Source organism: Herbiconiux daphne (assembly GCF_024979295.1).
GTDB classification, from domain to species: Bacteria; Actinomycetota; Actinomycetes; order Actinomycetales; family Microbacteriaceae; genus Herbiconiux; species Herbiconiux daphnes.
The window spans coordinates 109,115-121,173 of sequence record NZ_JANLCJ010000010.1; the positions used below are offsets into that span (position 1 = coordinate 109,115).

Genomic DNA, 12,059 nt, shown 5'->3' on the forward strand with positions numbered 1-12,059 from the left:
CTCAGCCCAGCGCCCCCCGCAAGAACCCGACCATCTCGTCGATGAGCAGCTTGCGCGACGACGCCCGCCGATACTCGTGCCCCTCGCCCGCGAGCTCGAGGTAGCTCACCGGCCGGCCGAGCTCCCGCAGCGCGGCCACGATGCGGTGCGCCTCACCGATCGGCACGTTGGTGTCGAGTTCGCCGTGCACGACCAGCAGCGGCACCTCGATGCACTCCGCCTTCGTCAGTGGCGAGATCGACCGCAAGAACTCGGCGTCGTGCTCGGGGTGCCCGTATTTCGTCACGGCGGCCGCCGCGATCCAGGGCTCGGTCTCGTCGTAGAAGTGCAGCAGGTGCGACATGCCGCAGATGTCGACCCCCGCCGCGAACACGCCCGGCGTGAACGCGAGCGCGGCGAGCGTGAGGTAGCCGCCATACGACCGCCCGGTCACCGCGATGCGATCGGCGTCGGCGACACCGAGCTCCACGAGGAAGGCCGCCGCCGCGACCACGTCGTCGAAGGCCCCCCGGCGCTTGTGCACGTCGTCGGCGTGCACGAACTCGCGCCCGAAGCCCGACGACCCGCGCACGTTCGGCGCGAACACGGTGATGCCCGCGGCCGCGAGGGCCTGGTGCTGCGGACTGAAGGTGGGCCGCTCCTGCGACTCGGGGCCGCCGTGCAGGTGCAGCATCGCGGGCCCCGGATGATGCGGTGCGGCCATCGGCAGCGTCCACGGCCCGGTGGCCGGGTCGGCTCCCTCGGCAGTGTGCGAGTCGACCGTCTCGGGCACGCGGTAGAGCCAGCCGGTGATCTCGAGCCCGTCGCGCGAGCGGTAGCGCTCGAGGGTCGGCACCACGAGCCGCACCGCCGGAAGCTCGGGAACCGCGGTCACCCTGGTCCAGCCGAAGCCCGCCGTGTCGAGCCGCCACAGCTCGCGCGGCCGCTGCGGACCCTCGACAGCGAGCAGCACGCTCGACCCGTCACGGCTCAGCACCGGGCTCGTCGCCACGGCGCCGGGCAGGCCCGGCACGGGCTCGAACCGGCGGGTGTGGGTGTCATAGAGCTCGAGCTCGCTGCGACCCGAGACGTTCCACACCAGCAGCAGCAAGCGGCCCTCGTCGTCGGAGTCGAGCGACTCGAGCTCGGCGTCGGCGCGATCGGCCAGCACCACGGGAGGCCGGTCCCAGTCGGAGGGGTCGACAACGGATGCCACGAGCTGACGCCGCGGCAGGCCCACCTCGGTGGCCGCGTAGACCACGGCGGGCGCCGACTCGTCGGGCGGAGACGGGCGGATGAAGGCCACCTCGGTCGCCCCGCGCGCCGGGTGCGGCATCACCGGATGATCGACGTCGGTCGCCCGGTCGACGACCACGCAGAACTCGTGACCGCGCCGGCCGTCGCGCATCACGAGCATCCGTTCGCCCGCTGACAGATCGAGCACGTGGATGAGGTCGCCGACGGCGAGGGGTTCGAGCGCGCCGGTCACCGGGTCGGCCAGGTAGGCCCGGGTCGGTTCGCCGGGCTCGGTCGACGGCAGGGTGACGGTGACGCGGTGGCCGCTGCGGGTCCAGGGCCCGAGCTCCCCGTGAACGCCGGGCAGGCCCGAGACGCGTCGCGCATCCGTTCCGTCGGGGCGCACCACCCACACCTGGGTGCGCACGCCGCCATCGGTCGCCACGGCGCAGGCGAGCCACGCGCTGTCGGCCGACCAGCTCACCGAGATCACCGGATCATCGGTGAACGTCACCCGATAGGCATCCGGCACCGAGGTCGAGCCCGGTGCAGGCACGTCTTGCACCCACACCTCGGGCGAGCCGCCTCGATCGCTGATGAAGGCGACGCGGGCGGCATCCGGGGTCATCGACGGGCCCCAGCTGCCCCACGCGTCGACGAGCAGGTCGGCGAACGACGAGGTCATCGAATTCCGTGCTCCTGCAACCACATCTCGAGCAGGGCGAGTTGCCAGAGCGCGTTGGAGCCGAGGGTGGTGCGGGTCTCGTTGGGGTCGGCGAGCATGCGGTCGACGACGCGGCGGTCGAAGAGGCCGCGGGCGTCGGCGGCGGGGTCGGTGAGGGCGTCGCGCACCCGGTTGAGGTAGGGGCCCTCGAGTTGGCGGATGGCGGGCACCGGGAAGTAGCCCTTGGTGCGGTCGATCACCTCGTCGGGCACGATGCCGCGGCTCGCGCGCTTCAGCACGCCCTTGCCGCCGTCGGAGAGTTTGAGGGCCGGCGGGATGCGCGCCACCAGCTCCACGAACTCGTGGTCGAGAAACGGCACCCGGGCTTCCAGGCCCCAGGCCATGGTCATGTTGTCGACCCGCTTCACGGGGTCGTCGACCAGCATGATCGTGGTGTCGTTGCGCAGGGCCGCGTCGACGGAGGTCGAGGCGCCGGGCCGCGCGAACTCGGCCTCGATGAAGACGGTGGCGGCATCCGTCTCGCCCAGCCAGGCGGGGGAGAGGATGCGGGCGAGCTCGGCCCGTGGGCGGTCGAAGAACACCGACGAGTAGGCGGCGACGGCCTGGTCGCGGGGCACGTCGGCGAGCGGCGGATACCAGTCGTAGCCGCCGAGCACCTCATCGGCGCCCTGGCCCGACTGCACCACCTTGACCGACTTCGACACGTCTTCCGAGAGCAGGTAGAAGGCCACGCAGTCGTGGCTCACCATGGGCTCGCTCATGGCCGCGACGGTGGCGTCGATGCCGGGCAGCAGGCGCGAGCTGTCGATCGCGATGCGCTGGTGATCGGTGCCGAACCGCTCGGCCACCAGGGTGGAGTACTCGAACTCGTCGCCCGACTCGCCGCCCGCGGAGTCGAAGCCGATGCTGAAGGTCTTGAGGTCGTGCTGCCCGGCCTCGGCGAGCAGCGCCACCACGAGGCTCGAGTCGATGCCGCCCGAGAGCAGCACGCCCACCGGAACGTCGGCCACCATGCGGCGCTCCACGGCTGTGCGCAGGCTCGTGATGAGGGCGTCCTCCCAGTCGCGCTCCGACCAGTCGGCCTGGGCGGGGTCGCGCTCGAAGTCGGGCCGCCAGTAGACGTGCTCGGTCGACGAGCCGTCGGGCTCGATGATGCGCACGGTCGCGGGCGGCAGCTTGCGCACGCCGTTCAGGATGGTGTGGGGCGCGGGCACGACGGAGTGGAACGTCATGTAGAACTCGAGCGCCGTCGGGTCGATCGACGTGTCGACGTCGCCGCCCTCAAGAAGGGCCGGCAACGTCGACGCGAACCGCAGGCGGCCCGGACGCTCGTCGAGATAGAGCGGTTTGATGCCGAGGCGGTCGCGGGCGAGCATCGCGCGGCCCGAGGCCTGCTCCACGATGACGAACGCGAACATGCCGAGCAGGTGGTCGACGCAGTCGGCGCCCCACTCGGCGTAGGCCTTGCCGATCACCTCGGTGTCGCTGGTGGAGAAGAACCGGTGCCCCGAGCCCTCGAGCTCGGTGCGCAGCTGCTTGTAGTTGTAGATGCAGCCGTTGAACACGATGCTGAGACCGAGGGCCGTGTCGATCATGGGCTGGGCGCCGGCGGCACTGAGGTCGATGATCGAGAGCCGCCGATGGCCGAGGGCGACGCGGCCGTTGGCCCACAGCCCGGTGCCGTCGGGCCCGCGATGATGCTGGCAGGCCGTCATCCGGTCGACCGCTTCGACGTCGGCGCTGCGGCCGTCGAAGCGCAGTTCACCTGCGACGCCGCACATCAGCTGCCGCCTTTCTGCGAGTCGGTTCCGGATGCCGCCGCGGCACTGTCGGGCTCGGCCGCGGGTTCCCCGATGATCCAGGTGTCTTTCGCGCCACCGCCGCGCGACGAGTTCACCACCATGCTGCCGGCCGGGGCCACGCGGGTGAGGGCGAGGTCGGCCACCGCGAACGGCTGCGCCTCGTCGCCGGTGGCATAGACGAAGACGCGCAGGTCGACGTGCCGAGGCTCGAGCACGGCGTCGACCCGCCCGGCGCCGGCGCGCGACACCGTGTTGGCGTCGGGGGCCGAGAACGTCGGATGCGACGACAGCGCCACGACCTCCTGCGCCACCCAGCCGGCGGGGTCGGCCGAGATCTCGGCGCGGCGGCTGGCGACCGCGGCGGCTCCGCTGGCCGGGCCGATCAGCACGCCCTCGCCGCCGTGCCCGTCGACGGGCTTGGTGACGAGTTCGCCGACCCGCTCGAGCACCGTGCGGCGCTCGGCCTCGTCGCTCGTGCGATAGGTGGGCACCTGCTCGAGCTGCGGCCGCTCATCGAGGTAGTAGGCGATCAGCGCCGGAACGTTGCAGTACATCGCCTTGTCATCGGCCACCCCGTTGCCGGGGGCGTTGGCGAGATAGACGCCTCCGGCCTCGGCGACCGCCATGATCTCGTCGCCGATCGCACGGCCGGAGCCGTCGACGAGGTCGGGCAGTTCGACGTCGAGGCGCAGGTAGAGCGCGTCGACCGGGCGGCCTGAGGCGCGTTCGACGACCCGGCCGCCGGTCACGTCGAGGTCGTCGACCTCGACGAGCAGCAGGCCGGCGCCGTCGGCGAGCGTGCGGTGCTCGAACCAGGCCGAGCTGTCGGGGCCGCTGGAGAGCAGGGCCGCCGTGGGCGAGCCGTCGCCGGCGCCGTTCGCCTCGGCCCCGTTCGAGTCGGCCCCCGCCACGACCGCGCGCCGGAGCGTCTCGAACACGGTCTCGGGGTCGAGCACGTCGGCGGGGCGCGGCACGTCGGCGGCGACCTCGTCCATCAGCCGCCGGATCGCGAGCCCGTATGCCGCTCCGCTGGGGTTGCGCACGTTGTCCTCGAGCACGCGCCAGCCGCCGAACTCGTTGCGCACGAGGTCGAAGCCCATCACGGGCGCGCGGACGGCGCCGACGGGAACGCGACGAGCGGCGTCGTGCCAGCCGGGGGCATCCTGAACCGCCGACCGCGGCACGACACCGTCGTTGAGGATGCGCTGCTCGCCGTAGACGTCTTGCAGGAACGCCTCGATGGCCTTCGCGCGCTGCACGAGCCCCGCGGCGATCTGCTTCCACTCGTGCCGGTTGATCACCCGCGGCACGAGGTCGACCTCGAAGTCACGCAGTTCGCCGCCGACGCCGAAGGTGAGGCCGTTGCGGCGGGTCCATTCCAGGCCCGCCTGCATGCGGTCGGCCACCCGGTCGGGGTCGAGGCGCTCATAGAAGCCCACGATCTCTTCGTAGGCGGGGCGCGGCCGCGATCCGGGGCCGACGGCCTCGTCGCCGGCCCGGGTGCGGTAGGTGCGGAGCGCGGGAACGGCGGGCGGGATGCCGCTGGCCGGCCCGTGGGTCTCCTCGACCGCGAGCTTCACCACGGCGTCGAGCTCGCCGCGCTCGGCGAAGGCGGCGCGCTGCCGGTCGGCCGAGTTGCCCCGGGCTAGCAGCGTCTCGGAGAGCTCCACCACGTCGTCGTAGTCGCCGAGCTCCTCGAGCTGGGGCCGCAGCCGCCGGATGAGGTGCCGCACGGCGTGGGCGGCGGCGGTGGGGCGCGGATGCAGGGTGTCGTCGAGCAGGTCGCCCGAGAGGCCGCTGCGAGCCGCCTGCCACATGGCGGCGCGGTGGATGGGGGCGGCGACGTCGACGAACGGGCGGCCGGCCTCGATGTCGAGCTCGGCGGCGCGCACGGTGGCGCGGAAGAGCCCCGCGATGAGAACGGCGTCGTCGACGATGGGGCAGGCGTCGCACACCCGCAGTTCGAGGGTGGGCGCGTGCGACGACGGCCGCACCTCGAAGTAGGCCATCTTCGAGTCGGCGATGACGCCGGTGGCGATCAGGTCGCTCAGCAGCTCGTCGTACTGAGCGCCCGACGCGAGCGGGCCGGTGACGCCCGCGCTCGGCCAGCGTTGCCAGATGATGGAGCGGATGCTCGAATAGCCCGTGTCGTGCCCGTTCCAATAGGGGGAACTGGCCGACAGGGCCAGCAGCACCGGCAGGTCGCGCGACACCCGCTGCGCGATGTCGACGGCCACGTCTCGGTCGGAGACGCCGACGTGGATCTGGGTGCCGCAGATGAGCTGCTCGTCGACCAGCAGGCGGTACTGCTCCTGCATGCGGCCGTAACGGCCCGTCGTGGTGAGCTCGAAATCGGCGAACTCCGATCGCGGCGCGGTGCCCACGCAGGCGATGCCGACCCCGTCGGGAGCCGCCGCGTCGATCACCCCTTTGCGCAGCCGCAGAATCTCGTCGCGGAGACCGCTCAGTGACGTCACGATGTCGGTGTTCGTCTCGACGGTGGTGCGCTGGATCTCGGCCGAGTAGTTCTCGCTGGGCAGCCTCGAGAGGATCTGCGGCGCGCGCGCCGACAGCTTTCCGCTAGCGAGGTCGATCAGGTGGAGTTCTTCCTCGGCGCCCAGGGTCAACTCGGCGGCCATGGGCTCACCCTATTGCGATGGGCCTCGACGCGGTCGAAATCACACCGGATTGCTGGGTTCGGGCCGGATTTGCGCCCTGCGATTAGCGTGGAACGCATGGATGAGCAGATCGGAACCACCCGCTCAGGGCCCGTGCGAGCCACCGGAATCGCGCTCGCTGCGGCCGTTCTGGCGATCGTGAGCGGCTGCACCGCGGAGCCCGGCGACGGCGGATCGGCCGCGCCACCGACTTCGGCCACGTCGTCGCCGACCGGTGACGCCGTGCCGACGCCCGACCCCACCGCGACCGCGGAGGCGCTCGCGGCCGAAGACGCCGCGCGCTTGCCGATGGCGCCCGACGACATCAAGGACTGGGCCGTGAGCACGGTGCCGACCACGGGCTCCGAGGGCTATCTGACCGGCTACTCCGGCTGGCTCAGCGAGCACAGCAGCCCGCGCACGACCAGCACGTTCGGGCCCGCACCCGCCGGGCGCTACACGGTGTCGGTGGCGTGCGTGAACGGCGGGCCGCTCACGGTGTCGGTGCAGCAGCTCGATGAGGCCGAGGTCGGTGCGCTGCAGCACCCGTGCGACGGCAGCGTGCAGTCGGTCGGCGTCGAGACCGGCACCGACGGCATCGTGACCGTGCTCGAGAACCCGGTGACGTCGGAGCCCGCCGTGTATGCGGTGTCGATCGCGCGCCTGCCCTGAGGCGGCTCGTGGTGGGCCCGGGAGGAGGTGAGCGCCGTCGGGGCGCCGGCAGCGTCGAGCGCCCGCAGCTCCTCCCGAACCTCAGCCGCGCGCGCCGGTTCAGGGCGGGGTGAGCTGCCCGCCCGCCGTGACCGCCGCGGGCGAGAATGCCGCGCGCCTGCGCTGAGACGCGGCTCGTGGTGGGCCCGGGAGGAGCTGAGCGCCGGTGGGGCGCCGGCAGCGTTGGGCGAGCGCAGCTCCTCCCGCAGCTGAGCCGCGCGCGGCGGTTCAGGCCGGGGTGAGCAGCCCGCCCGCCGTGACCACGGCGTGCGAGGCCACCGCGCGCCCGCCCTGAGACGCGGCCTCGTGGCGGGCTCGGGAGGAGCTGAGCTCTTGTTGGGCGCAGGCAGCGTCGAGCGCCCGCAGTTCCTCCCGAAGCTGAGCTGCGGGCGGCGGCTTAGGCGGGGGTGAGCAGCCCGCCCGCAGTAACCACGGCGAGCGAGAGCACAGCACGTGTGCGCTGAGGCGCGGCTTCGTGGTGGGCTCGGGAGGAGCAGAGCGCCGGTGGGGCGCAGGCAGTGTCGAGCGCGCGCAGCTCCTCCCGAGGCAGAGCCGCGCGGCGGTTCAGGCCGGGGTGAGCAGCCCGCCCGCCGTTGCCACGGCGAGCGAGAGCACCTTGTAGCCCTCGGAGTCGAAGAACACCGTGACGCGGTCGCCCTCGATCGTGACGACCTGGCCCGCGCCCCACGCGGCGTGCCGCACTTTCTGGCCCTCGGCGAAACCGGTCGCGGAGGCCTTGCGGGCCGCCTGGCGCTCGTAGGCGGTGCCGCTCTCGCAGGTGTCGCAGTTTCCGCAGGGCTCGGCGAGGTCGTCGCCGAAGTAGCCGAGCAAGAACTGGCGGCGGCAGTCGAGCGTCTCGGCGTAGGCGCGGATCAGCGCCACCCGCGACTCGTCGATGCGCCGGCGCTGGTCGGCGGCCTCGACGGCCGCGGCCAGCGCCGTCTCCTCGTCGACACCCGGGGCGAGCGCGACGCCCTCGCGGTTCTCGTCAGCCACCCGGCCCGTGACGAGCAGGTTCACGATGTTCTCGACCGAGCGCGCCGCCAGCCCGGTCGTCGCCGTGAGCTCAGCCACCGGCATCCGGAGTTCTGGTGCGGGTTCGCCCGCCGGCCGCAGCGCTGCGGCGACCGCGCGCGCCTTCTGCTCGTCGGGGCGGCCGCTCGCGAAGAAGCTGCGCAGCCCGAGGTCTTCGGCGCGGTAGTGCAGGGTGGCGGTGGCGGGGGCTCCGTCGCGGCCGCTGCGGCCCACCTCCTGGTAGTAGGAGTCGATCGAGTCGGTCACGTCGGCGTGCACCACGAAGCGCACGTCGGGCTTGTCGATGCCCATGCCGAAAGCGGATGTCGCCACCACCACGTCGAGGTCGTCGGTGTGGAAGAGTCCGTGCACACGTTCGCGCTCGGCCGCGGGCAGGCCACCGTGGTAGGCGGCGGCGCGGAGCCCGGCGGCGCTGAGCTCCAGGGCCAGGGTGGTGGTGTCGGAATGCGTCGCCACGTAGACGAGCCCGGGCTTGGGCAGGCCGGTCACCTGGGCGAGCACCGCACGCTGCTTGTCGTGCTCGCTCTCGTGCCGCACCACGGCGAGGTGCACGTTGGGCCGGTCGAAGCCGTGCACGAAGACCCGCGGATGCCGCAGCCCCAGGCGTTCGACGATGTCGTCGCGCACGGGTGCCGACCCCGTGGCCGTCAGGGCGAGGATGCGCGGCCCGCCGAGCCGCTCGATCACGCCGCCGAGCCGCAGGTAGTCGGGCCGGAAGTCGAACCCCCACGACGACACGCAGTGCGCCTCGTCGACCACGAACAGCGAGACCCCGAGCCCGCGCAACTCGTCGACGACCTCCTCGCGGGCGAACTGCTCGGGGGCGAGGAAGACGAATTCGGCCTCACCCGACGCGACCGACAGCCAGGCGGTGCGATTGGCTCTCGACGACCGCGCCGAGTTGATGGCGACGGCCTCCGGACGCCCGGTGCTCTCGACGATGTGCTGCACCTGGTCGGCCTGCAACGCGATGAGGGGCGACACCACCACCGTCGGTCCGTCGAGCAGGTGCCCCGCGATCTGGTAGACCGCCGACTTGCCATACCCCGTCGGCATCACGGCGAGCACGTCGTGGCCGTCGACCACCGCTTCGATGGCCGTCGACTGCCCGGGCCGCAGCTGCGACCACCCGAACACCCGCTGGGCGACATCCGCGATGCGGTCGTGCGTCGTGGGCGAGGGGGTGTTCGAGGTCACGCGAGCTCCTTCACGCCCGACTCCACGGGCACGAGGGCAGCGTACGCCGTGCGACCGTCGCGTGCGAGTGCGAGCGTGCCGTGCGAGTGCGAGTGCGAGCGCTAGCGCGAGTGCCGGGCCGCGGCCCGGATCGGTATCGTGAGGGCATGAGCATCACCGACGACGACGTCACCGTCTCCGCTTCGCCGATCCGGGCGGCCGTCATCGGCTACGGCCTCGGCGGCGAGACCTTCCACGCGCCGCTGATCGCCGCCGACCCTGCCTATCGTCTCGCGGCCGTCGTCACCTCGAACCCCGAGCGGGCGGGGAGGGCGACCGAGCGTTACGGCGCCGGGGTCGTGGTGACGGATGCCGATTCCCTCTTCGAACGGGCCGGTGACCTCGATCTCGTGGTCGTCACGAGCCCCAACGCGACGCACGTGCCGCTGGCGCGCCGCGCGATCGATGCCGGACTCGACGTGGTCGTCGACAAGCCGTTCGCCCTCACCGAGGCCGACGCCACCGAGCTGATCGCGCACGCCGAGCGTGCCGGGCGGCGGCTGACCGTGTTCCAGAACCGGCGGTGGGACGGCGACTTCCTGACCCTGCGCACGCTCATCGAGAACGGCGACCTCGGCGAGGTGCGCCAGTTCGAGTCGGCCTTCGAGTGGTTCAAGCCCTCGCTGAGCGCCAAGAACAAGGACGTCGACCCGGCGGATCAGGGTGGCGGCATCCTGTTCGATCTCGGTCCGCACCTGATCGACCAGGCGCTGCAGCTGTTCGGCGAGGTCACGGCCGTGCACGCCGAGCTCGACGCCCGGCGCGCGGGCGCCGTGAGCGACGACGACAGCTTCGTGTCACTGCAGCACGCGAACGGCGTGCGCAGCCGGCTCTGGATGAGCGCGGTCGCGCCCGGCAACAGGCCGCGGTTCCGGGTGGTGGGGTCGAAGGCCGTGTTCGCGTCGGTCGGGCTCGATCCGCAGGAGCGGCAGGCCAAGGCCGGCATGAGCGTCGGCGACCACCGATTCGGAATGGACGAGATCAGCCCCTACGGTCTCGTGATCGGGCCCGACGCCGAGCGCCAGCTGCCGAAGCAGCGCGGCACCTACTCGGAGTTCTACCGCCTGCTGGCCGAGGCCCTCGTCACCGGCCGCCCGGTGCCCGTCGACCCCCGCGACAGCGAGACCGTGCTGCGCATCATCGAAGAGGCCCACCGCCAGAACCGCTAGCGCGACCGCGGGCGCCGCCGACCGACAGGGGCGGCCGCGATCGCGCCTACCCTGGTGGGGTGGCCGAAGACACTCCTTTCCTCGACATGGCGGGGCTCGACCCCTTGAGCGAACGCGTCTACCTCGATCTGCTCGAGCACGGCACGTCGAACCCCGCACGGGTGTCGGAGAAGTTCGGGCTCGGTGTGCCGGCGGCATCCGCGATGCTCGAGAGCCTGCGCGAACTGGGGCTCGCGTCGCGACTCGAGGGCGACGAGCGGGAGTACGCGGCGGTCGACCCCGGCTACTCCCTGCGCGCCATCGCCGACCGCATGGGTGATCAGGTGCTGCGCATCCGCGAGTCGCTGCCGAGACTCGTCGAGCTGTTCGAGCGGGTGCCGCCGAGCGGCATCGACCAGACGCAGACCACCATCCTCGCTGACGCCGACGCGGTGGCCGCCTGGTACACCCGGTTGCAGCACCAGGCGCGCAGCGAGTTCCTGGCGTTCGACCGGCCGCCCTACGTGTCGGCGTCGCTCGACCCGGTCGAGGCCATCGCGCTCGATCGCGGAGTGGTGTGGCGCGCCATCTACACGATCGAGAGCTTCGACGACGGCACCACCTGGCAGGAGGTCGCCGAACTCGCCGAGCAGGGCGAACAAGCCCGCATCGCGCCCGACCTGCCGGTGAAGCTCGCGATCGTCGACCGCCGGGCCGCGCTCGTGTCGCTCACGCTCGTGCCGGGGCGCATCTCGGCGCTCGTCACGTCGTCGAAGCCGCTGATCGATGCGCTGGTGCAGCTGTTCGAGTTCCACTGGGCGCGGTCGCTGCCGCTCGGTGACGCGCGTGCGACGTTCGAGGGCGGGGGTGCGCCGCCCGAGGGGGCGATCGCCGGCGCCGGACGCACGCGCGGCGCGACCTCCGAGGAACGCACACTGCTGGCCCTCATGGCGGTGGGCATGAAGGATGACGCGATCGCCCGTCAATTGCAGATCTCGCCGCGCACCCTCCGCCGACGCAATCAAGAGCTGATGATCGAGCTCGAAGCCGGCACCCGGTTCCAGGCGGGGCTCGAGGCGGCGCGCCGCGGCTGGCTCTGAGAACGGATGCCGCCGGAGCGCCGGAGCGCCGCTGCGCCCCTTCGCCGCTGGGTCGCTGCCCTGCGCTGCTTCGCCGCTGCGCCGCGCTCGTTGTAAGCCCGGGATTTCCGCCGTGTAACGATCAGATTTCCCCACGTGGCCTGGTGCGGCAGATGGCCTGACTCGGCCACGCGGCCCGCGAGATCGATCCCCAGAATGGGGGGAACCGCGACCCGGCCGCCCACTCGGCGACCTGGTCGCGGCTCCGCACCGACTCCGTACCGACTCCGTCGCTCCTCGATCAAGGGCCCCCGTGAACTCGAAACCTGCTTCTCCGCGAGCCGCGCACGCGTCGCGCTCCTCCCGCCCACCGCGCCGGTTCGGCGCCCGGTTCTGGGCGGCCTCGACCGCCGTGCTGCTCGCCGGCAGCGCCGGCCTGCTCACTGCCGCGCCCGCCGCCGCCGCGCCCGCCGGCATCCCGGCCGCCGCCG

General features: G+C 72.4%; 7 protein-coding genes. 3 read left to right on the forward strand and 4 right to left on the reverse strand.

The features are described 5' to 3' along the window. Nucleotide 1: 1 nt before the first annotated feature. The 3 genes from N1032_RS19955 to N1032_RS19965 are packed head-to-tail and all read right to left on the reverse strand — an operon-like array spanning nt 2 to nt 6,341. A complete protein-coding gene (locus N1032_RS19955; RefSeq protein WP_259541571.1) occupies nt 2–1,900 on the reverse strand; it encodes a S9 family peptidase in 1,899 nt (632 codons plus the stop codon). Beyond that, nucleotides 1,897–3,681 carry an N-acetylglutaminylglutamine amidotransferase gene (locus N1032_RS19960; protein ID WP_259541572.1) on the reverse strand — a complete coding sequence of 595 codons (1,785 nt, stop codon included), beginning with the start codon at nt 3,679–3,681 and terminating at the stop codon, nt 1,897–1,899. Before N1032_RS19960 ends, N1032_RS19955 begins: the two co-directional genes overlap by 4 nt. Then, complete coding sequence (locus N1032_RS19965) at nt 3,681–6,341, reverse strand: carboxylate--amine ligase/circularly permuted type 2 ATP-grasp protein (RefSeq protein ID WP_259541574.1); 2,661 nt, start codon at nt 6,339–6,341, stop codon at nt 3,681–3,683. Before N1032_RS19965 ends, N1032_RS19960 begins: the two co-directional genes overlap by 1 nt. A gap of 96 nt (nt 6,342–6,437) precedes the next feature. Between N1032_RS19965 and N1032_RS19970 the strand changes: the two genes are divergently transcribed. Then, the gene (locus N1032_RS19970; RefSeq protein WP_259541577.1) at nt 6,438–7,031 is read left to right on the forward strand and encodes a hypothetical protein; all 594 of its coding nucleotides are present in this window, start codon (nt 6,438–6,440) and stop codon (nt 7,029–7,031) included. Nucleotides 7,032–7,634: 603 nt separating this feature from the next. Here N1032_RS19970 and N1032_RS19975 read toward each other — a convergent pair. Next, a complete protein-coding gene (locus N1032_RS19975) occupies nt 7,635–9,302 on the reverse strand; it encodes a RecQ family ATP-dependent DNA helicase (RefSeq protein ID WP_259541579.1) in 1,668 nt (555 codons plus the stop codon). A 146-nt stretch (nt 9,303–9,448) separates the two neighbouring features. On the opposite strand from N1032_RS19975, the gene N1032_RS19980 reads away from it, so the two are divergent. Beyond that, complete coding sequence (locus tag N1032_RS19980) at nt 9,449–10,510, forward strand: Gfo/Idh/MocA family protein (RefSeq protein ID WP_259541589.1); 1,062 nt, start codon at nt 9,449–9,451, stop codon at nt 10,508–10,510. A 59-nt stretch (nt 10,511–10,569) separates the two neighbouring features. Then, nucleotides 10,570–11,589 carry a helix-turn-helix domain-containing protein gene (locus N1032_RS19985; protein ID WP_259541592.1) on the forward strand — a complete coding sequence of 340 codons (1,020 nt, stop codon included), beginning with the start codon at nt 10,570–10,572 and terminating at the stop codon, nt 11,587–11,589. The last annotated feature ends 470 nt before the right edge of the window (nt 11,590–12,059 follow it).

Excerpts from the sequence above, each read along its gene's own strand:
- N1032_RS19955 (WP_259541571.1), bottom strand. The coding sequence starts at position 1,900 with ATGACCTCGTCGTTCGCCGACCTGCTCGTCGACGCGTGGGGCAGCTGG.
- N1032_RS19960 (WP_259541572.1), bottom strand. The coding sequence starts at position 3,681 with ATGTGCGGCGTCGCAGGTGAACTGCGCTTCGACGGCCGCAGCGCCGAC.
- N1032_RS19965 (WP_259541574.1), bottom strand. The coding sequence starts at position 6,341 with ATGGCCGCCGAGTTGACCCTGGGCGCCGAGGAAGAACTCCACCTGATC.
- N1032_RS19970 (WP_259541577.1), top strand. The coding sequence starts at position 6,438 with ATGGATGAGCAGATCGGAACCACCCGCTCAGGGCCCGTGCGAGCCACC.
- N1032_RS19980 (WP_259541589.1), top strand. The coding sequence starts at position 9,449 with ATGAGCATCACCGACGACGACGTCACCGTCTCCGCTTCGCCGATCCGG.